Annotated in this window: 15 protein-coding genes; 5 read left to right on the plus strand and 10 right to left on the minus strand. The window is 43.9% G+C overall.

Going from position 1 to position 20,853, the window contains the following annotated elements; genetic code table 11:
- Positions 1-816: 816 nt before the first annotated feature.
- Positions 817-1,782: a hypothetical protein gene (locus H5300_RS19100; protein WP_182796608.1), complete on the minus strand. Its 966-nt coding sequence runs from the start codon at positions 1,780-1,782 to the stop codon at positions 817-819.
- 153 nt (positions 1,783-1,935) lie between these two features.
- Between H5300_RS19100 and H5300_RS19105 the strand changes: the two genes are divergently transcribed.
- Both H5300_RS19105 and H5300_RS19110 read left to right on the plus strand, forming a co-directional pair.
- Positions 1,936-2,403 carry an Lrp/AsnC family transcriptional regulator gene (locus H5300_RS19105; RefSeq protein WP_017086398.1) on the plus strand — a complete coding sequence of 156 codons (468 nt, stop codon included), beginning with the start codon at positions 1,936-1,938 and terminating at the stop codon, positions 2,401-2,403.
- A gap of 177 nt (positions 2,404-2,580) precedes the next feature.
- On the plus strand, positions 2,581-4,143 hold the full coding sequence (locus H5300_RS19110) for a PAS domain-containing methyl-accepting chemotaxis protein (protein ID WP_182796609.1): 1,563 nt from the start codon (positions 2,581-2,583) through the stop codon (positions 4,141-4,143).
- A 183-nt stretch (positions 4,144-4,326) separates the two neighbouring features.
- Here the strand turns inward: H5300_RS19110 and tkt are convergent, their stop codons facing one another.
- On the minus strand, positions 4,327-6,318 hold the full coding sequence (gene tkt / locus H5300_RS19115; protein ID WP_004731573.1) for a transketolase: 1,992 nt from the start codon (positions 6,316-6,318) through the stop codon (positions 4,327-4,329).
- Between the two features lie 90 nt (positions 6,319-6,408).
- A complete protein-coding gene (gene tal / locus H5300_RS19120) occupies positions 6,409-7,359 on the minus strand; it encodes a transaldolase (protein WP_029224345.1) in 951 nt (316 codons plus the stop codon).
- 459 nt (positions 7,360-7,818) lie between these two features.
- On the opposite strand from tal, the gene H5300_RS19125 reads away from it, so the two are divergent.
- Together H5300_RS19125 and H5300_RS19130 are read left to right on the plus strand one after the other, a co-directional pair.
- A complete protein-coding gene (locus tag H5300_RS19125) occupies positions 7,819-8,823 on the plus strand; it encodes a sugar-binding transcriptional regulator (protein ID WP_017082016.1) in 1,005 nt (334 codons plus the stop codon).
- 172 nt (positions 8,824-8,995) lie between these two features.
- The gene (locus H5300_RS19130) at positions 8,996-10,366 is read left to right on the plus strand and encodes a glycoside hydrolase family 18 protein (RefSeq protein ID WP_182796610.1); all 1,371 of its coding nucleotides are present in this window, start codon (positions 8,996-8,998) and stop codon (positions 10,364-10,366) included.
- Between the two features lie 89 nt (positions 10,367-10,455).
- On the opposite strand, the gene H5300_RS19135 is transcribed toward H5300_RS19130, so the two are convergent.
- The 7 genes from H5300_RS19135 to moeA all read right to left on the minus strand — a co-directional run bounded on the left by H5300_RS19135 (position 10,456) and on the right by moeA (position 19,689).
- A complete protein-coding gene (locus tag H5300_RS19135; protein ID WP_182796611.1) occupies positions 10,456-12,750 on the minus strand; it encodes a bifunctional diguanylate cyclase/phosphodiesterase in 2,295 nt (764 codons plus the stop codon).
- Between the two features lie 394 nt (positions 12,751-13,144).
- On the minus strand, positions 13,145-13,993 hold the full coding sequence (locus tag H5300_RS19140; RefSeq protein WP_182796612.1) for a sulfurtransferase: 849 nt from the start codon (positions 13,991-13,993) through the stop codon (positions 13,145-13,147).
- Positions 13,994-14,133: 140 nt separating this feature from the next.
- A complete protein-coding gene (locus H5300_RS19145; RefSeq protein ID WP_004731558.1) occupies positions 14,134-14,448 on the minus strand; it encodes a hypothetical protein in 315 nt (104 codons plus the stop codon).
- Between the two features lie 223 nt (positions 14,449-14,671).
- Positions 14,672-15,289: a hypothetical protein gene (locus tag H5300_RS19150; RefSeq protein ID WP_182796613.1), complete on the minus strand. Its 618-nt coding sequence runs from the start codon at positions 15,287-15,289 to the stop codon at positions 14,672-14,674.
- An 11-nt stretch (positions 15,290-15,300) separates the two neighbouring features.
- Positions 15,301-17,436 carry an LruC domain-containing protein gene (locus H5300_RS19155; protein WP_182796614.1) on the minus strand — a complete coding sequence of 712 codons (2,136 nt, stop codon included), beginning with the start codon at positions 17,434-17,436 and terminating at the stop codon, positions 15,301-15,303.
- Between the two features lie 255 nt (positions 17,437-17,691).
- Positions 17,692-18,441 carry a molybdopterin-synthase adenylyltransferase MoeB gene (gene moeB, locus H5300_RS19160; protein WP_102447581.1) on the minus strand — a complete coding sequence of 250 codons (750 nt, stop codon included), beginning with the start codon at positions 18,439-18,441 and terminating at the stop codon, positions 17,692-17,694.
- A 12-nt stretch (positions 18,442-18,453) separates the two neighbouring features.
- A complete protein-coding gene (gene moeA, locus H5300_RS19165; RefSeq protein WP_102571377.1) occupies positions 18,454-19,689 on the minus strand; it encodes a molybdopterin molybdotransferase MoeA in 1,236 nt (411 codons plus the stop codon).
- Positions 19,690-19,905: 216 nt separating this feature from the next.
- Here moeA and folE point away from each other — a divergent pair, with 216 nt between their 5' ends.
- Complete coding sequence (gene folE / locus H5300_RS19170) at positions 19,906-20,559, plus strand: GTP cyclohydrolase I FolE (RefSeq protein ID WP_004731548.1); 654 nt, start codon at positions 19,906-19,908, stop codon at positions 20,557-20,559.
- Positions 20,560-20,853: the final 294 nt, after the last annotated feature.

The raw sequence follows: 20,853 nt of genomic DNA on the forward strand, positions 1-20,853 counted from the left end.
TCGAAAAGAGTCATAATCAGTACAAGTTAAAGAATAGTTAACTCTCTTGATCATTGATCCTAGGATCAGTTCCCTTAATCAAATTAATTGCTCAATATGCGAACAATCTGTGTAGATGCCTATGCTCATAGGTTAAGCCAGGACAGATAACGCCTCGTTCAATCAATGAACTCAGCAATAGTTCGTCGTTCTCAATAGTGGAAGCCTGTGACAGTGAGGAAAAAATGAGAACCATTAAAGTCATTGTTTTTCTAGGTATTTTTGTAAGAGTCTTAGTTGTATGAGTCTCAGTTGTAACAGGCGCTGCTATAAGGAACATATTCATAAGAGCCATCAGTTTTGATTATGTAACAAAATATATTTATAAAATCGACCAATCAAATGGATAATTATTACAAGTAATTGTTCGTTCCGATTTCAACATTTAAAGTTAATATCAAATAAGGGGTGTTATTTATTTTATTATCAGCTATTTAGTGGGTTTTGTTGAATGAATAGTTGATAGTTTGGATTTTTAACAACATTGGTTGGGAAGTGGTTATTATCTTGAGAGCGCTTTATACAAGGTATGGCGTGATAATAATAATATATGTGTTTTATTATTTGTGTTTAAAAAATGCATGTAATAATTGAGTTATTAGTAAATACCCATGCTGAAATTATTTTCACTCGAAATATCAATAATTAGGGTGCTGAGAATGGTTTTCAGTGTTTCAAGGGCGTGAAATTTAACAATAGCGGAGGTGATAGGAGCACCAAGTCGTAAAAAAGAGCCCTATTTGAGCTCTTTTCCTTTTATTCTCGTTGGCGATTTACTTATGACTGAGAGACATCACGATAAAAATAACGTTCACAAGTACGTGGATTCATGCGCTTAATGACGTTTGATATTAACGCGATAACCAGCACTGAGAATACTAACCTTCCCCAAAATATGGTGTAAAAGTCAGCCCCAATTAACATGATCAAAAGTGTATCTTCAATCAAACTGTGGAGTAGATTGAGCAGCATGATTGCGGTGAATACATCTCTCGCCGATATATGTCCCTTTTTAGCTTCATTGATCAATAAGCCGCCGCCAAACGAAAGACCAAGCGTGATTCCAATAATGGTTAGGTTAGTCGCGTCCTTGCTGATTCCGAGTAGTCTCAAGAATGGTCTTAACAATATTGCCATGAGCTTTTCAACGCCTAGAATCTTTAAAATCTTGAGTAGTAGTAATAGTGCTGAAATCACGATGAAGATAACGGCAAAGCTCTTTAGCTGCTCAATAGCCCAACCCAAATAGCTTGTGTCTCCTGATACTTCAGGCTGCCAAAGCACGGTTGCTGGGTAGTTGAGCAAATCTCCGTATTGATAACTGAGATTGAGTAACCATGCCAGCACCAAGCTACCACCGACTCTCACTGATAGGGTAGCCAGCCAACTCACACCCGCCTTTTTAGCTATTGCACCCTCAATCGGTAATGAATGCGCTAGTAGCATTATGCTGCCTAAAACCGAGGCTTGAGCAACCGTTAAGGGAGCATCGGAATTAATAAGAATAATCAGCCCCGCATAGATGTTAGTGAGTATGGTGGTTGCCCATACCAAGCCCATTTCTTTCGGTAATCCGACGCTTTCCATTATTGGGCTTAGCCATTCGCTAAGAATCACGATGCCGCCAAGTTCTTCAACGACCTTTATCACGATGATGATTGGAATCATGATTCGGAAAAGAGTCGAGGTGACATCGAAAATCTCTCTGAGGAGTTCTTTAAAAAATTGATAGATTGATTTCATAGTTACGACCATGGTTCGATTGTTTGGAATGAGAAGATCTTACCTTGATTATTGTGATGGTTATTTCAAAATCTACATCAATATTCGACTCGAATTTTTTATTTGTCGTAGTATTCGAAATTATTAGTCATGAAATTAGAGTTTTGAGAAATTATGGAAATTGATCGTATAGATAGAAATATTCTCGTTGAACTGCAGAAGAATAACCGAATCCCAAACCTCACATTGGCTGAGATGGTTGGGTTATCGCCTCCGGCTTGCTTAAAGCGAGTGAAACGATTGAGAGAGGAAGGCGTGATTGTGAGTGATGTGTCTATTATCAACCCAGAGCTTACAGGCAGTAAGATGACTTTGGTTGTGTCCGTAGAAATGGAACGAGACCGAGGGGATATTTATCAGATCTTTCGCCATTCTATTTCTAAGGCGTCAGAGGTCACGCAGTGCTATCAGATATCGGGCAGTTTTGACTTCATGTTGATTGTGACGGTCAAAGACATTCAAGCCTACGAAGATTTTGTTGAACGAGTACTGCGCAAAGATTTAAACATTCGCAAGTTCCATACCTCTGTTTCAATGAGAACCGTGAAATTTACCACTGCAGTTAACTTAGATGAGTCATGACCGCTAATTTGAGAAGAGAAAAGAAAGGGCGTGAAGCTTTGAGCTTTGTGAGGTGTCAGGCGTATTTTTGTATAAATAGCAGGCATTTACATAAAATGTGACGTTCACATTTTGTCATAACTTTAATAATTGTATATATTCCTCGCCTAAAACAATAATTAACAAAAGTTAATATAAATGACTGTCAGTTCATCTTCTCAATCTCGTGAAACGCTTCTAAGCGAAAACGAACAACTTGTCTCGACTACCGACCTTAAAGGTGTGATTACTTACAGTAATGATGCTTTTTGTCGCATCGCAGAATACAGCCAACAAGAATTGCTAGGGCAACACCACAATATCGTGAGGCATAATGATATGCCGAAAGCGGCTTTTGCTGATATGTGGGTTAACCTAAAGCAAGGTAAAGCATGGCGCGGTATCGTAAAAAATAAAACCCAATCTGGTGGTTACTACTGGGTTGATGCTTACGTTACCCCTATTTATGATGGCGGGAAGGTGAGTGGCTACCAATCGGTTCGTGTTAAGCCTAAAAACGAATGGGTACAAGTCGCGGATAAGGCTTACCAAAGCTTATTGAAGGCTGAGAAGTCGGGTCGTCAATGGTCGTTACAGATCAGTGACAGTGTTCGTTACGCAGTGTTACTCGGTACTTTAGCAGCCCCTTTGATTTCAAACCTGATCGTAGTAGGGCAAGTATCGCAATGGTTGTTGAGCTTACTTCCTGTTTCCGCATTAGCATTGCTTTTCCGACAAGAGCTCATTGATACTCCATTGCAGTTAAAAAAGCTGCAATCTAAATTCGATAGTGTCAGTCGCCTTGTCTATTCAGGTAATAGTCAGTTCTCTGTTGCCGACTTTCACTTAAAACTATTGTCTGCAAGAATCCGCACCGTGTTAGGTCGCATGACAGACTCAGCCAAGCCACTACAGGATTTGGCGGACAACCTGAATGCCACGTCATTTGAAGTATCAGAAGCCTTAGACCAACAAACAAAAGACATCCTTCAAGTACGAGAGGCGACTGAAGAGGTTGAAGTAACTGCGAACGAGGTCTCTTATCGTACAGAAGAAGCGCACCAGATTGTTGATGTAACTTTGCAAACCTGTGCTGGTGCTAAAGAGAGCATTAATCAAACCCATCGAAATTTAGAAAGCTTAGCTTCACAGGCTGAAAAGGCGACTCAAACAACTTACCAATTGAGCGATCAAGCGCAGAGCGTAAGTAAGATAATGGAAGAGATTGGTGGAATCGCCGAACAAACCAACTTGTTGGCACTAAACGCAGCAATTGAAGCGGCTAGAGCGGGCGAGCAAGGACGAGGCTTTGCCGTAGTGGCTGATGAAGTACGTGCGCTGTCTGGGCGCACCTCGAACGCGACAGTACAAATTAAAGAGAGCATTGAAACCATGCTCACAACCATTGAAGGTTGGCAGAAAGATATTTTGGCGAACCGAGAGCAAACGGACGCGTGTGGCGATGTTGCGAAGGTGAGTGCAGATCGCTTATCTGAAGTCGAAACTTTAATGCAATCGATGAACGATTTAATGCAGTCGGTTGAAAGCTCCGCGCATAAACAGCGTCAGCTATCGAGTGATGTAAACCTGCATATGCAGTCTATCGCGTCTACTGCAGAGCAAAACTTAGTGGCAACGCATTCCGTGAAAGACCACTCCACTGAGCTAAAAGAGCAAGTGAATGAGTTCTATCACTTGGCGAAGCGCTTCGAAGAGAAATAGCTGCCAAATTCAAACCCGAATGAGAAATTAAGAAACAAGAAAGAGCCTTGCGAAGCTAGCAGAGCTTTTTTGTGAGCCAAAAGAAAAGATAACAGATTAACAGGCAACAGATACAAAAAAGCCCTACTCAAAAGAGTAGGGCTTTCTATTATGTGCTTAGAAATCAGCTAACGGATTAGCAGACTAAGCAAGAATCTCTTTCGCTGTGTTTACTACGTTTTCAGTAGTGAAACCGAACATCTTGAATAGCTCGCCTGCTGGTGCAGATTCGCCGAACGTTGTCATGCCGATGATCTTGCCACCGAAGCCAACGTACTTGTACCAGAAGTCAGCGATGCCAGCTTCTACTGCGATACGTGCTGTAACGTCTGACGGAAGTACAGACTCACGGTATTCAGCGTCTTGCTTGTCGAATGCATCAGTTGCAGGCATAGATACTACGCGTACCGCTTTACCTTCAGCGGTTAGTTCAGCAGCAGCGCTAACCGCTAGCTCAACTTCAGAACCCGTTGCAATGATGATTAGCTCTGGCTTGCCAGCGCAATCTTTCAGGATGTAACCACCCTTAGCGATGTTTGCTACTTGCTCAGCGTCACGATCTTGTTGTGCAAGGTTTTGACGAGAGAAGATAAGTGCAGAAGGACCATCTTTACGCTCGATTGCCAGTTTCCAAGCAACAGCAGACTCAACTTGGTCACATGGACGCCATGTGCTCATGTTTGGAGTCAGACGTAGAGAAGCGATCTGCTCAACTGGTTGGTGAGTAGGACCATCTTCGCCTAGGCCGATAGAATCGTGCGTGTAAACTTGGATGTTCTGAGTTTTCATAAGAGCAGCCATACGCATAGCGTTACGAGCGTATTCCATGAACATTAGGAACGTTGCGCCGTATGGTACGAAACCACCGTGCAGAGCGATACCGTTCATGATAGCCGTCATACCGAATTCACGTACACCGTAGTGGATGTAGTTACCAGAGAAGTCATTTGCTTCAAGAGACTTAGAACCAGACCACATAGTCAGGTTAGAAGGCGCAAGGTCAGCAGAGCCGCCCATGAATTCAGGTAGCATAGCACCGAACGCTTCTAGTGCATTTTGAGATGCTTTACGTGATGCGATGTTTGCTGGGTTAGCTTGAAGATCAGCGATGATTGCCGATGCTTTCTCTTCCCATTCAGCAGGAAGATCACCGTTTACGCGGCGTTTGAATTCAGCTGCCAGCTCAGGGTATGCTGCTTCATAAGCTGCAAGTTTCTCGTTCCACGCTGCTTCCTTAGCTGCGCCTGCTTCTTTCGCATCCCACTCTGAGTAAACTTCCGACGGAATTTCAAAAGGACCGTGCTCCCAACCTAGTTGCTTACGAGTTGCTGCGATTTCATCAGCGCCTAATGGTGCACCGTGACAGTCGTGCGTACCTGCTTTGTTTGGAGAACCAAAGCCGATTACAGTTTTAGTACAGATTAGAGTCGGACGAGGATCCGCTTTAGCTGCTTCGATAGCCGCGTTGATAGCGTCAGCATCGTGACCATCAACTGCTGGGATTACGTGCCAGCCGTAAGCTTCAAAACGCTTAGGAGTATCGTCAGAGAACCAACCTTCCACTTCGCCATCGATAGAGATGCCGTTGTCATCCCAGAAAGCAACCAGCTTACCAAGACCTAGCGTACCCGCTAGAGAACATGCTTCGTGAGAAATACCTTCCATCAGACAGCCATCACCCATGAATGCATAAGTGTAGTGGTCTACGATGTCGTGGCCTTCTTTGTTGAACTGTGCCGCAAGCGCTTTTTCAGCCATCGCCATACCAACAGCGTTGGTGATGCCTTGACCTAGAGGACCTGTAGTCGTCTCGATACCTGGTGCGTAGCCGTACTCTGGGTGACCTGGAGTCTTAGAGTGCAGTTGACGGAAGTTCTTAAGGTCTTCAATTGAAAGCTCGTAACCTGCTAGATGAAGCAGAGAGTAAATCAGCATTGAGCCGTGGCCGTTAGACAGGATAAAACGGTCGCGGTCAGCCCACTCTGGGTTTGACGGGTTGTGGTTTAGGTGAGAGCGCCAAAGTACTTCAGCGATGTCAGCCATGCCCATAGGTGCGCCAGGGTGACCAGAGTTTGCTTGTTGTACGCCGTCCATGCTTAGAGCACGGATCGCGTTAGCTAGATGTTTGCGGTTCATAATTGCTTCCAAAATTGATTCGAAATTAAAAATTCGTGGATAGATGTAAAAGAGGAACGAAATTCGTTCCTCTTATTTATTTGGTAGTGATTACAGCTTAGCTGCGATCATGTCTTCTAGTTTGCCTTGGTCTACGGCGAAGTTGCGGATGCCTTCAGCTAGCTTCTCTACAGCCATTGGGTCTTGGTTGTGATCCCATAGGAACTCAGCGTGAGTCATTGCAGCAGGACGCTCTTTAGTACCGTTAGAGTCGATTAGCTTCTCTACTACTTCGCCTTCTGCTGCTTCTAGGTCAGCTAGAAGTTGAGGAGCGATAGTTAGACGGTCACAGCCAGCAAGTTCAAGGATCTCACCGATGTTACGGAAGCTTGCGCCCATAACAACAGTCTTGTAACCGTGCTCTTTGTAGTAGTTGTAGATGTCTGAAACAGAGATTACGCCTGGATCTTCTGAAGCTTCGAAATCACGACCTTCTTTCGCTTTGTACCAGTCCATGATGCGACCAACGAAAGGAGAGATAAGGAATACACCCGCTTCAGCACAAGCACGAGCTTGAGCGAAAGAGAATAGAAGCGTTAGGTTACAGTTGATGCCTTCTTTCTCTAGGATTTCAGCAGCACGGATGCCTTCCCAAGTAGAAGCCAGCTTGATAAGGATGCGGTCGTTAGTGATGCCAGCGTCGTTGTACATTTTGATAAGTTGACGAGCTTTAGCAACGCTGCCTTCCATGTCGTAAGAAAGACGAGCATCTACTTCAGTAGAGATACGGCCAGGTACAACGTTAAGGATTTCTTTACCGATGTTCACGTTAAGCATGTCACAAGTGTCTTGAACTTGTTGTGCTTTATCAGCGCTTTGCGCTTTAGCGTATTCGATAGAAGCATCGATTAGAGGTGCGTACTCAGCAATTTGAGCGGCTTTAAGAATTAGAGATGGGTTAGTTGTTGCATCTTCCGGAGTGTACTTGCTGATAGCTTCGATATCGCCAGTGTCAGCTACAACAGTTGTTAGTTTACGAAGTTGCTCTAATTTATTGCTCATTTTGATCATCCTATGTATCGCAGAACACCCCTTTAATGGGAGAGGTGTGGGCATTTGCAAGCGAACTAATGAAGTTCCTCATGGTTGTACCAGTGAGCCTAACTTACATTAATTTAAATTTTTCTCCGAACGAACATTTGCACAGAACATTTGTTCGCTCGATGAGTAAATGATGTAGCCATATTTATCCGATCTAGCCCCAAAGTCAACGGTAAATAGTGCTGTATGGTGACTTCAGTCAAATATATTTCGCTCTAGTAATCATGGGGTATGCAAGCAAACGTTTAACGAACAAAGTGAGGTGAATTAATCAACAACAAAACTATGGTTATGATGCTGAGCAAATGTTCCTTGTTGTTACATATGTTCAGGGTGTAAGCTTGTGCATCACTTACTGAGCTCTCCTATATTAGGAAGTACAGCAGGTAAAATAATTGTTAAATATTGGTTGAGTGGTATATGAGTAAGAATATCCAAGATGTTTCCGAAGAAAACACTGATCTCCTCACTGAAGTAGCCGTTGCTTACTATCAAGATGGCGCTACACAAGAAGAGATCTCTAAAAAGTTCTCTATCTCTCGTGCAAAGGTTGGTCGAATGCTCAAACAAGCCCGAGACGAAGGGATTGTAGAGATTACCGTGAAATATCACCCTGTCTTCAGTGCCAAAATTGAACAACGTCTCATCGAACGGTTTGGTGTTAAGCGTGCGCTGGTAGCATTAGACCAACCGAATGAAGAGAAGCAGCGGTTACAGGTAGCTGGTTTGGTGTCTAACTATCTTACCAGTACACTGAAAAACGGCATGGTGGTGACAGTAGGACAAGGTCGAAACGTATCGTCTGTTGCTCACCATACTGGTGTTATCACGCCACGTGACTGTAAGTTTGTATGTGGCATCGGCGGCATTCACCCAAGAGGCGGTATGTTTAACGCCGACCATATATGCAGACAACTAGCGAAAAAGTACGGCGGATCTTCTGAAACCTTGTACGCGCCTGCTTATGCTGAAAACAAAGCACAAAAATCCGCGTTCATGGAAAACAGTACTGTTAAGCAAACACTCGATCTAGCTCGTAAAGCGGATGTCGCATTAGTGGGTATCGGTGATATGAGTGAAAACAGCTATATGGTCGACTTAGGCTGGTTTACCGCGGGTGAGGTAGTACAGTCTCGTTTACTACAAGGTGTCGTCGGTGACTTTGCTGGCTATGACTTTTTCGACGTTCACGGTAAAGCGGCGAATACAGTCATGAGCGACCGTGTGATTGGTTTGGCCTTGGAAGAGTTCCGCCCTATCGCTGATGTAATCGCCATCGCTGCCGAGAACAGCAAGCCATTAGCTTTATTAGGTGCGTTAAGAACTGGCGTAGTTGATGTGATTGCGACTAGTGTAAGTAATGCTTTAACGGTACTTAACTTAGATGAACAACTTAGCGTGAATAAACCAAACGGCAGTAAATAGTAAGATACTCATGCTTCGTTGAATTCACTATTTGAGCAATGATGGTAATTCCCCCTAATGAAACCAGTGCAATAAAGGGGATAACTATTAGATATGACTCGAATAGTGAATTTGTTCAGCGGTTGAAAGAATTATCACTCTTTAATGTTAAGCCACACTAAAGGAGATAATTATGAAACTGTCATTTATCACACAAGCCATTTCTAGTAACAGTGACCAATCAAGTTCTATCTTTAAATTTAATTCTATCAGTGCGCTTAGCTTAATAGCCGCTACTTGTATACTCACGCCTACTGCACATGCTGATGATAAAGTCGTCGCTGGGTATTTTGCAGATTGGCAATATCTGAATAAAGACAACCCTTATACCGTTGACGACATACCGGCAGACAAGCTCTCACATATTATTTACGCCTTCTTAAGCATGTGTGGTCCTCATAGCGGTGCTGGTGAGCCTGTCCAAAAACAAATTAAGCAGCAATGTGCGGACAAAGAACCATATACCGCAATCATTGTGGATAAAGAAGCTGCGTTAGAAGTCGATTTCGGAGACGTGAATGTTGATGTCGCCTATAAAGGTCATTTTGCCCAGTTAGCTCAACTGAAGGCCGACAATAAAAGTATCAAAATATTGCCATCATTTGGTGGATGGACGATGTCTGAACCTTTCCATGCGATGGCGAAAGACCCTAAAGCCATTGCGCACTTTTCAAAAACGGCTGTTGAGTTGATTCAAAAATATGACTTCTTTGATGGTATTGATCTTGATTGGGAATACCCAGGAGGCGGCGGTTTAACCACTTCGCCTTGGAACCCAGAGACTAAACTAACGGATGAGCAAAAAGCGCTAGAGCGTGAAGCATTTACACTTCTAGTAAAAACAATTAGAAGTGACTTGGACGCTCTATCAAAGACGACTCAAAGAGATTACGAGCTTTCAACGGCTGTTGGTGTGGGTGCTAAGGCAGCCCAAATTGATTGGAACGCAGCTAGCCCATATTTGACGAACATGTTTGCGATGACGTATGACTTCCTCGGAGGTTGGGGAACTCAGACTGGTCACACAACCAACTTACATGCCACAGAGCGCAGTTGGTGGGGAATGGGAGCTGATGTCTTCATTAATCAAATGATTGAGCAAGGTATTCCTAGCGAGAAGCTCGTGATCGGAGCAGCATTCTATGGCCGAGGCTGGCAAGGGACAAAAGACTTTGCTGGAGAGCTGCCTAAAGGTGATCTAGTTTCTGAACAAGGAGCGCAGTTTGGTACTGGTGAAAATGGTTACTTCATGTTCTGGGATCTTATGAATAACTACAGCAGCAAACAAGGTTATGAGTACAAGTATGATGAACAAGCTCAAGCACCTTATTTGTGGAACCCAGATAAAAAAGTATTCATATCTTTTGAAGATCAGCGTTCCATTAAAGCAAAAGCAGAATGGGCGAAGAAGTCTGACCTAGGTGGTATTTTCACTTGGGAATTATCAGGAGACCCTTCCGGGCAGTTGATCGATGTTATGCATAATGAAATGAATAAAGAGTGAAATGAATAAATAACTCATCAAAAGACACCCCAAATATAAGGTAGGTATTTATCCACCTACCTTATCTGCTCGTCTATTTACTCACGTTTTTAAATAGAACATTCCGCGTTCTCGGTCACCTGTTGGTTTAGGTGAGTAGCCAGCTCATCATAAGGAATAGGGCGAGAGAAGTAGTAGCCTTGCATTAAGTCACATCCACATGCCTTTAGAATCGCGAAGTGCTCGTTTGATTCTACGCCTTCTGCCAATACCACCATGCCGAAGTTCTTACCGATTGCGATGATGTTTTGCACCATGGTGAGTGACTGCTGATCGACTGCAATGTTCTCAATAAAGCTCTTATCGATTTTTAGTTCATCGATAGGGAGTGCTTTCAACATGCTTAGTGATGAATAGCCCGTACCGAAGTCATCTAAAGATATTTTAATATTCTTTTCATGTAAGGCCTCGAAAATAGGTTTTACTATGTCTACGTCTTCAATGAACAGGCTTTCAGTGATCTCTAATGTTAGACAACTTGCAGAGAGCTGATACTTCTCCAGCGTTGTGAATAAATGCTCAGAGAAAGATCGGTGAGAAAACTGTCGAACAGATATGTTGATCGAAAGCCCGATCTTTTGTTCCGTCGTTCGGTGCAAATGGGCGATCTGCATAATGCTGGACTCAATAATAAAAGTGCCGAGCTTTTGCATTAAGCCAGTGTTTTCAGCCACCGGTATAAAGACATCTGGTGGAACGAAACCCAGCTCGTCATCAATCCAGCGAACGAGTGCTTCTACACCGTGAATACTTTCATTAGCACGGACCAGTGGTTGGAAAACCATGAACAGAGTTTGTTTCTCGATCGCGATACGTAGCCTTTGTTCTACTTTCATTTTGTAGAGGTGGGCGTCTTGCATCTCCGTTGTAAAAATACTGTACGAGTTTTGCTGCTGCTTCGCTTTGTACATGGAAATGTCGGCAGAGCGTAACAGGCTATCTAAATCTTTTCCGTGTTCAGGAAAACGCGCTACGCCGATGCTGCAACCTAACAAGAACTGTGCACTTTCGACTTCATAAGGTTGAGACAGCACTTCAATAATTCGCTTGGCGAGTCGTTTAATTTCAACTTCATTCGATAAAGGCGTTAAGAATAAAAACTCATCACTGGATTCGCGCACCAATAGGCTTACTCGAGAGCGGAATCTCATCAAACGTAAAGCGATTTGCTTGAGTACCTTGTCACCGAAGTCGTGCCCGTGGGTATCGTTGACGCACTTGAAGTTATCGATATCGATAAACAATAGTGAGAACGGCTCTGACTCATCTTCAATCCATTTACTAATGTTTCTACGCATGTATAAACGGTTGGGTAGAGAGGTTAACGGGTCATGATTCGCTTGGTAGATGAGTTGGCTTCGAGTGCGTTGTTCGTTTTTGGCAATCGATTTTACTAAAAAGTAGAAACCAAATTGAAGAAAAATAAAGGCAACAAAAAGAATGCCAAACTCTTTTACGAATATGCCATCGACGTGCGATAGGTCTGTGCGGCCGACCACCCAAAGCTTGTAGTCTGGAATGTATTTAGCGCTAACGAGCGAGTGGTATGTGTCGTCACTGATACTGAAAGAGTACGTGTCTTTACCGGTTTTTGCTTCTTTGACGCTGACATTCACTTGTTCTAAAAAGTTTTTGGTAATGCGCTTCATCAGGTCGTTAGTAACAGGTTCCAAATAGGCGTCAAGAGATTCGATGTCGCTAGAAAAGAACTGACGATAGTTGTCTGTTCTAAGCAAAGTTAACGTGTTGTAGCTACCTGCGTGTGCGTTGCTTTCAAATACGATCGTACTGTCCAAACGCAAACCCGCAGTCATGACCGCATCGACATGCTTGCCATCGATTGAAATCGACTTTCTTAGCGGAATTACTAGGCTGTTAAGTGAGTCCTGGAAATAGGTACGTCCCAACACCATTTTTTCGCTAGACATGGCCTCGAGAAATGAATCTCTGGTGTATGAGTCGTTAAGCAAATTATGCTGATCGGACAGCTGTAGGTTTGAGCTAATTGCAAGGTAATCACCTTCAGGATTAAGTAACCCAAATGCGGCTATCGCGGGGTGAGTATCAAGTAGCTTATCTAATATTGGTCGAATCTGGATAGAAGCCGTGCGAGTAAAATCAGATTGTTGGGCTAACTGGTGCCCTACAACTTCAAGTAGTGCTTCTTGGCTGGTCATCAGCGAGCTAACAGAGCTAGAAAAAAGTTCTACCTGAATGTGCTGTTGCTCCGTAAAATCGTCTCTGTTTGCTTGCCACTTGCTTACGCCCAACACAGCGAAAAGTATCAGGGTAAGCAGTACGATCAGAACATACAGCGACCAGATATTTTTCTTAAATAGAGCCATGAGATGCCTTTTGTTAATTACTACTTAAACAGAGAGCAAGTGACAAACTAGTGGATTGTCAGCGTGATTCATGCGACGAAGGATACAAATATCAATAATGAAAGTATTAATGATTAAATAGTGTAACGACTAAGAGCAGAGATTCTTGAGCGAAATATTAGTATTCAGAATTTTGATAACGAATAACCCATGATTAATCACAGTTTATAGTTAGCAAACAGTCGTCGTTCATAGCAGTAACGCTAGTCGAGCTCTGGCTTCAAGCGGAGGTAGCCGTTAGCTACAGAGTAAAAAGCTTACTCCATGAGGTTTTGTTCTCACTGTGAATAAGCTTCTTATGCGCACGCCGTATGTTCTAGCAGTATGGTTAACAGTAGCACTAAGTGAAGTTGAATTACTTTTCAGTTACGGCGATAGGTAGCTTCTCGTTAGCGCCCCACTCAGTCCATGAGCCATCGTAAACGCCCATTTCACCTGTATAGCCAGCGAGTTTAGCGGCCAATAATATGATGCAGGCTGTTACTCCAGAGCCACAGCTAAAGAACATAGGTTGAGAAGGGGTGATCTCTATGGTGGAAAATATCTCAATTAACTCTTGTTGAGTTCTTAATTTGCCATCATTTAGTACTTGAGCGAACGGTAAGCAAACTGAGTTTGGGATGTGGCCACTACGTAAGCCTTCACGTGGTTCAGGAACTTCTGAATCGAAGCGAGCTTGAGAACGCGCGTCTACAATGTTTGCGCTCTTATCAGTTGAGTAACTTTCAATCTGCTGAGCACTGACAAAATAGTTGTCTTGAATATGGCCTTCAAAGTTGCCCGTTTTCACTTCGGTTCGATAGTCAGTCTCTGTCGCGTAACCAGCTTCGATCCACGCAGGTAAACCACCATCTAAGATGTATACGTTGTTGTGTCCCATTGCCATAAACATCCACCACGCACGGGGCGAAGCGAAGGTTCCGGCGTTATCGTAAACCACAATCGTGCTGTCTTGATTGATGCCAATTTCTTGTGCACGTGTGTTGAAGTGTTTTTCGGTCGGGAACATGTGAGGAAGCAGAGTATGCTTGCTACAAAAGTCTTTGTCGTAGTCAAAACGAATAGCCCCAGGAATCATTTGTCCTTTGATCTTTTCTGACTCGCTTGGAATTTGAAACTCGATACTGGCGTCGAGGAGGATGATATTGTCTTCTGCTAGCAAACGTTGTTGAAGTTGTTGTGGTGAGATGAGTGGCTGATTCATTATTGTTATATCCATTCTTGTTGTTTTAGCGATTATTGTTGTTATGCATTACTACTGTTTTAGCGAATATAGTGTTAGAGCGATTCTTGTTGTTAGAGAGATTACTGTTGCTTTTACAAATACCGTTGTTGTATCGATAGCTACTGTGCGGCTCGACAGTGGATGAACTGATAACTGCTTTGTCCGGTTATTTGATTGTTTAATGTATCAAGCGCGACCACAGAATCAATAGGGCAGTCTGTGGTTGGAGTAATAGAGACGCGAAATACGTCATTATCTTTTGTCTGAACAGTAAGATAACGCCTGTGCCCATCTAAAGACTGAGTGAGCGTGTTCGAAATTACTTTGGCTTGAATGCGTTGTCCTGTCTCAGATGTTAGCGGGAAATAGGAGAGGGCCAATAGCACCCCCACACCGCACATCAATATAAATAGACCTATTTTTAACTGTTTCATGAGAGTAAGTCTTTGAAGGTTATATTGAAAATATAAGTGAGATTGGCGGTAAAGTGAATGTTACTGGCTAAGAAATCTGAATTAACCGCACTTCGGCGAAAACAAAAAAGTGAGCATTTCTGCTCACTTTCTACCTACAAGAATCAATTTTGAATCTGTTTCGTCATAGACCTCGCTGACGACAAGTTAGCTGCTGTTAAACGACTTACCTGTTGTTAACGACTTACTGCCAGACAATCTGAGAATCGCCGCTGGAAACCACTTGTTGTAATGGAGGTTGACCATCGTAGAACCAAATCTCTATCAAGAGTGCTTCATGGTTTACCGGTGCTGCAAAGTTGGAGGCGAACACACCATTATCTAATGGACCTGCAATGACCTTACTGGAGTAATCCGGCTTTAAGGTTGAGTCATCTCTTGTACTAAATCGGCTATAAATGGTCACAAAAGAACGGTCTGTCGAAATGCTGCTGATGTCGATGTCGAGATCAAACTGTTCAACAGAGTTGTAGTCAAACCCGTCAGGTACCACCAAATCACTCATCGTATAGCTTTGCGCTGCTACCGCACCTGTCACGGGAGACGGCGATGGTGTTGCTGTTACCGGAGTCGACGGGGTTGCAGGTGTCGAGGGTGTAGATGGCGATGGAGTAGATGCACTTCCGCCTCCACCGCCGCCGCCCCCGCAGCCGGTTAATACTAATGGTGCTGCAGCTAAAATAACGGTTAGTGACTTCTTCATGTTCCAAGTGCTTTGTACAGACATACGTTTTTCCTCAGAGAGATTGCGACTTGAATCAACGCAATGATTGTCTCGATATTGTTTAGTGTGAATAGTCATAACGTCTCTCCTTATGGTTCGTAACGTTGGTTGTCTGCAGGTGATTGATACCATGTTTGGTTCGTGTCACCGCCGGATTCTGCGTATTCTTTAAACTCTGGGTAAGCGGTAACAATATCGACGTACTCTAGAGGCCACTCCCATTCGTCATCCGAAGTTACTATGAGAGCCCAAGGGTGGTTTTCTGCTGTTTTAAAGTATTTACCTGTTGATGGATTACTGTCATCGACGCCTAATCCAGCTTCAAAGAGGTTCGTGGTATCAAATGCTTCGGTTGGAGCTTGGTCTGGCAAGTGAACCTCCCAGCTGCGCCCTGGATGTAGAGGTAGGTTTTCACCGTGATAATACCCAGGCGTTGCAAAAATGAACGGGTCGTAAGGCATATCGGTCCAACTGCCAGTACTCACACCGTCACCGGCTAAAGTAATACCAATTTGGAATGAGAACTGCTCATCCTCTTTACACCCATTACTGGTGCGGTAGAAGGTACAGCTAGTGCTGATTTTTTCTGTCAGGTCATTGGCGATAACAAAGATTGCTTCGCTACGTCCTTCTTCTAAGTCGAGATCAGTGAATACACCGTTGTGTTTCATGTAAGAGCTACCACTACTCACCAAGCTCGGGTCTAGGTTAGGAAGTCGAACAGCAAAACCATTTCTGTACGATGCCCCGACAGCAGCTAAGCGTCCGTCGATGGTGGATTTAACGACCTTTCCATCTTTAAGGATCTCGGTAATGCGATACATAAGAACAGCATCGTTCATGTCGTAGTCGGCTTTATAAGGCCAGTTATCTTCGTACGCGAGCGTTGCGTAGCCAGAAGCACTTGGGAAGTAACGAGCGGTGGCACCATCGTTAAGGACATCGACTTGAATATCGACCACCTCACCAGAGGTTGAACCGCCAAAATAACTTAGGTTGGTTTGTTGGCTGAATCTAAATCTAGCCCACGTAGTACCGGTTAGTGCGTTGATATCAACATTAAGGAACAGATCGTTTTCACCAGCATCGAGCGCGTAATCTGTAAACACTTGCTCGTTGGCGCCATCGAAGCTGCCATCTTGGTTCCAGTCTATCCAAGCTGAAAGGTAACCGGTTGTTGAAGCTTCAATCACAACTTTTGAATCAAGTCCGGCTTCAAGTGCGGTAACAAAACCGATACCGCCGTTGGCCCATTCATCATCCACCCCGACAGTTTCATCTGATTGAGGTGTGACATAACCATCTAGATCCGCATCTGGAGGAGTTGTACCTAACCATGTGATGCCATCGAGTTCATGTCGAGGGCCATTGCTCGCCAGTAACGTTAGGTAGCTGTCTGGAGCATCACCGAAGTCGATGTTTGAGTCTTCATCAACAACAGGTGCATTAGCACAACGAGCACCATCGTTTTGACCAGAAGCTGGGCCATTCGATACAAATTCAACCGCCGGAACAATCCCAGCAGCGATATTGGTCGCGTTGTCAGGAGATAAGTTGATTCGGTAAATCTTACCGTCTTGATTTCGAGATACGTAGTAGTAGCCGTTTACATCGAAATAACCTGCGCCGAATGTACCTGTTTCTCCAGTGTCACCAATGTAGGTTTCTGCACCTGTAGTAGGGTTGAAGCTGTACAGGCCACCCGAGTTGTTATCAATACCATACAAAGATCCATCACTTGGGTGGAAAGCAAAATCAGTCAGTTTTACGGTTGCCGGGCTACCAGCTATTTTGTTAACCGTAACGGTCGCGTTTGGGTCGGTATCTAAAGGAGATAGGTCAACGGTGAATAGCCCTTTTCCAGTACGGTATAAGTAGTAAACGTGATCATATACGTCACCTACATAAAAGGTGTGATCGGTGGGCAATCCACTGGTATTGATGACTTCAGCTTGGAAATCCTGTCCAAGGCGCACCAAGCGTTTGTTGGTGGTGTCATAGCCATAAATATATCTGTCTTGAAAGTCGAAACCGACACCATTGATGTTGGCATTCATACCTGTATCGTCTTCTAACAGGGTGGTTGAACCTGTCACTAGGTTAACGCCCCAAACTTGCACTGGGGTGGATTGAAAGAGGTACGCCTTACTTGGACATGTATCGAATGGCGCTGCGTTGGCGACTAGGGGCGCACTTAATAGCAAACTTAACGTTGTAATTCTCATATCTACATCCTTGTCATGGAAGGTCTAGATACTTTTACAAGTTACGTGCCAATTTTAAGCTATTGATTTTTATTGTTTATATTTTTTGGTTCTGGGGTTTTTATTGTATTCTCAAAATGAGAACTCAAATGAAATTAATCTCTCATAGAGTCTTTCAAATTGATAAAGCGATTTGAGAAGCTGATGTTGAGCTCTAAAAAAGCCCTGACTTTTAGTCAAGGCTTAGGTTTTCGATAAGAGGGGATAGGACTTAGCTTATCCACACACCGAACAATTAGGCATCTTCATTAAATTCATTTCACGCCAGCTATGAGACATGGCATCGAGAATTAAAAGCTTGCCTTGCTTTGGTTGTCCAAACTTAGCAATAACCTTGATAGCTTCCAAAGCCTGAGCCGCGCCCACCATGCCAACAACAGGCGCCATCACACCAGCTTCAACACAGCTTAGAGCAGCGTTGCCGAATAGAGCACTCAAGCACTGATAACACGGTGCATCTGCGTCTTGATAAGTGAACACACTTATCTGACCTTCCATGCGAATCGCTGCACCTGATACGAGTGGCGTTTTAGAGGCGTAACACAAGCGGTTGAGTTGATTGCGCGTTTCAACGTTGTCACTGGCATCAAGAACAAGTGAATGTGCTTCAATTAACTTGCCAAGTGCTTGGTCATCAAGCCTGTGGTCAACAGTTTCAATCGTCAGGTGAAGGTTCAGTATCTGTAACGATTCAGCGGCAGAATCGACCTTCTTCTTACCAATATCAGCATCGGTGTGAAGTACTTGTCGCTGTAAATTTGAAAGCTCGACAATATCATCGTCGATCAGTGTCAGCTTACCAATACCCGCGGTCGCAAGGTATTGCGCAGAGGCACAACCCAAGCCGCCGGCACCCAGTACCAAGATTGAGCTCTGTTTCAGAGCCTCTTGGCCTTCAAAATCAAACTGTTTAAGAATGATTTGACGGTTGTAGCGAAGCATCTCAGCATCAGACAGTATTTCCATCATCAAGCCTCGTTAGTAAAGCGTCGAGTTAAACAGTTGAATCTGAACCGTTTCACCGACTTCAACACGGCCACGTTCACGCTCTAGTACCACAAAACAGTTTGCTAAGCTCATTGAGCGGAAAGCGCCTGAACTTTGGTTACCTGTTGTTTCTACTACAAACTGACCGTTTTCAATCGAGTAGATACCACGTTGGTAATCAGTACGGCCTGGGCCTTTTTTGAATGCAGATTTGGTAATAGCAGGGATCGACTCTGGTGCTGTCCATGCGGTGTGGCCAGCCAGTTTAGCCAGCATAGGCTGAACCAAAACATACATGGTCATCATTGCCGACACTGGGTTACCCGGTAAGCCACAGAACCATGCGTTATCTAATTCACCGAATGCGAACGGTTTGCCCGGTTTGATTGCCAGTTTCCAGAAGCCGATTTGGCCGAGCTCTTCCAAAATATCTTTGGTGTAATCCGCCTCCCCAACACTCACGCCACCAGAAGTCACAACCACGTCTGCTATTTGCTGTGCTTTCTCGAACGTTTCTTTAAGCGTTGCAGGGCAATCTGGGATGATACCCAAGTCGATAGCTTCACAACCAAATGCTTCGATTAATGGTTTAATACCGTAACGGTTACTGTCGTAGATCTGACCGTCTTCAAGCGGTTGACCTAATGGCTTTAGCTCATCGCCAGTAGAGAAGAAAGCGACTTTAGGTTTATGTAACACTGTCACGTGGCTCACACCCAATGAAGCAATCATTGGAATGTCACGAGGTGTTAAACGCTCACCACGGCTAAGTACGATATCGCCTTGCTTGATATCGTCACCAGTAGGGCGAATGTTATTGTTCAGCTTGATGTCGTCTTGTTGAATCTCAATACCAGCCTCAGTTTCGGCTGTATTTTCTTGCATGATTACGGCGTCACAACCTTCCGGGATCTTTGCGCCTGTCATAATGCGAATACAGGTGTTTGCTGGCCATTCACCTTCGAACGGTTGGCCCGCAAAAGACTTGCCTGCTAATGGAAGAACTTTACCGTTCTCTAAGTCTGCTAAGCGCAATGCATAGCCGTCCATTGCTGAGTTATCAAAAGGAGGGACGAAAATAGGGGATAGAATATCTTCAGCAAGTACGTAACCCAATGCTTCTGCTAATGGCAATGATAAGGTCGTTTGAATAGGTTTAATTGGCGATAGCAGCTTATCTAGTGCTTCTTCAATTGGCATCAAGCCCGGAGCGTCGCAACAGCCCATAATTGAAATCCTTTGGTCGTTATTATTTTGATTTAGTGGTTGGCAATGGTGGCTCAATAATTATCAAATCACGGTTGTTCGCCAACGAAATTGCAGCCACTTTAGCATAGTTTAAGCCCCGTAAATAATGACCTCCCTTAAAATATGGGTGTATTTATTCAAAATTCCGAGTATCCTTGTTTGCCATCCAGAAGGGGTATTAAAAGAGGAAGTTCAATGTCAGGTCTTAGCGAATCAGCGAAGTTGGTTAAAGATGCGCTAGCAAGCCGCGGATTAGAGACACCAATGCGTCCTAATCAGGTTAGCCGAGAAGAGAAAAAGGAACGAATCGAACACCATATGCGTGAGATTCTCACTCTCCTTGAACTTGATCTTGCAGATGACAGTCTGGAAGAAACACCACAACGTATTGCGAAAATGTATGTGGATGAGATTTTCTCTGGTTTGGATTACGCCAATTTCCCTAAAATCACCGTGATCGAAAACAAGATGGGTGTTCGTGAGATGGTACGAGTAAAAGACATTACCGTAACCAGCACATGCGAACATCACTTAGTAACCATTGATGGTAAAACCGCAGTGGCTTACATTCCGCAAGGTAAGATCATTGGTCTTTCGAAGATCAATCGAATCGTTCGTTTCTTTGCTCAACGTCCTCAAGTTCAAGAGCGCATGACGCAGCAAATCCTTGTAGCATTGCAAACGCTACTAGAAACGGATGATGTTGCTGTAACCATGGATGCGGTTCATTACTGCGTAAAATCTCGTGGTGTAATGGACGCAACCAGCGAAACAACAACGACAGCACTGGGTGGTATCTTCAGGTCAAACCCAGCAACGCGCCACGAGTTCTTACACGGCCTGCGTTAATTCGTTTTGTTATTGGATGAACGTGATTTAGCCTCTGTAAATTGATGTTCGTTGAAATATATTCTAAGCCTCGCTTTCTGCGGGGCTTTTTTGTGCTTGTAATGAAGTTAACGGCAATAACTGCGAATGTCGTCATTCCCTAGAGTGAAGAATGAGCGACTCATTCACTTTCGTCATATATGGACCCACCCAGTTTGCAAGTAATTTTACACGTTTGGTAATAGAGTCATTGCCTTCATATATTCGGCCTATTTATTGAGCACATTATTATTGTGTTCATGGCCCTGATGTAAT

Origin of the sequence: Vibrio sp. SG41-7, assembly GCF_014164465.1 — a bacterium.
GTDB lineage: Bacteria > Pseudomonadota > Gammaproteobacteria > Enterobacterales > Vibrionaceae > Vibrio > Vibrio splendidus.

Excerpts from the sequence above, each read along its gene's own strand:
- H5300_RS19100 (WP_182796608.1), bottom strand. The coding sequence starts at position 1,782 with ATGAAATCAATCTATCAATTTTTTAAAGAACTCCTCAGAGAGATTTTC.
- folE (WP_004731548.1), top strand. The coding sequence starts at position 19,906 with ATGTCAGGTCTTAGCGAATCAGCGAAGTTGGTTAAAGATGCGCTAGCA.
- H5300_RS19110 (WP_182796609.1), top strand. The coding sequence starts at position 2,581 with ATGACTGTCAGTTCATCTTCTCAATCTCGTGAAACGCTTCTAAGCGAA.
- H5300_RS19155 (WP_182796614.1), bottom strand. The coding sequence starts at position 17,436 with ATGAGAATTACAACGTTAAGTTTGCTATTAAGTGCGCCCCTAGTCGCC.
- tal (WP_029224345.1), bottom strand. The coding sequence starts at position 7,359 with ATGAGCAATAAATTAGAGCAACTTCGTAAACTAACAACTGTTGTAGCT.
- H5300_RS19125 (WP_017082016.1), top strand. The coding sequence starts at position 7,819 with ATGAGTAAGAATATCCAAGATGTTTCCGAAGAAAACACTGATCTCCTC.
- tkt (WP_004731573.1), bottom strand. The coding sequence starts at position 6,318 with ATGAACCGCAAACATCTAGCTAACGCGATCCGTGCTCTAAGCATGGAC.
- moeA (WP_102571377.1), bottom strand. The coding sequence starts at position 19,689 with ATGGGCTGTTGCGACGCTCCGGGCTTGATGCCAATTGAAGAAGCACTA.
- H5300_RS19105 (WP_017086398.1), top strand. The coding sequence starts at position 1,936 with ATGGAAATTGATCGTATAGATAGAAATATTCTCGTTGAACTGCAGAAG.
- moeB (WP_102447581.1), bottom strand. The coding sequence starts at position 18,441 with ATGGAAATACTGTCTGATGCTGAGATGCTTCGCTACAACCGTCAAATC.
- H5300_RS19145 (WP_004731558.1), bottom strand. The coding sequence starts at position 14,448 with ATGAAACAGTTAAAAATAGGTCTATTTATATTGATGTGCGGTGTGGGG.
- H5300_RS19135 (WP_182796611.1), bottom strand. The coding sequence starts at position 12,750 with ATGGCTCTATTTAAGAAAAATATCTGGTCGCTGTATGTTCTGATCGTA.
- H5300_RS19140 (WP_182796612.1), bottom strand. The coding sequence starts at position 13,993 with ATGAATCAGCCACTCATCTCACCACAACAACTTCAACAACGTTTGCTA.
- H5300_RS19130 (WP_182796610.1), top strand. The coding sequence starts at position 8,996 with ATGAAACTGTCATTTATCACACAAGCCATTTCTAGTAACAGTGACCAA.
- H5300_RS19150 (WP_182796613.1), bottom strand. The coding sequence starts at position 15,289 with ATGACTATTCACACTAAACAATATCGAGACAATCATTGCGTTGATTCA.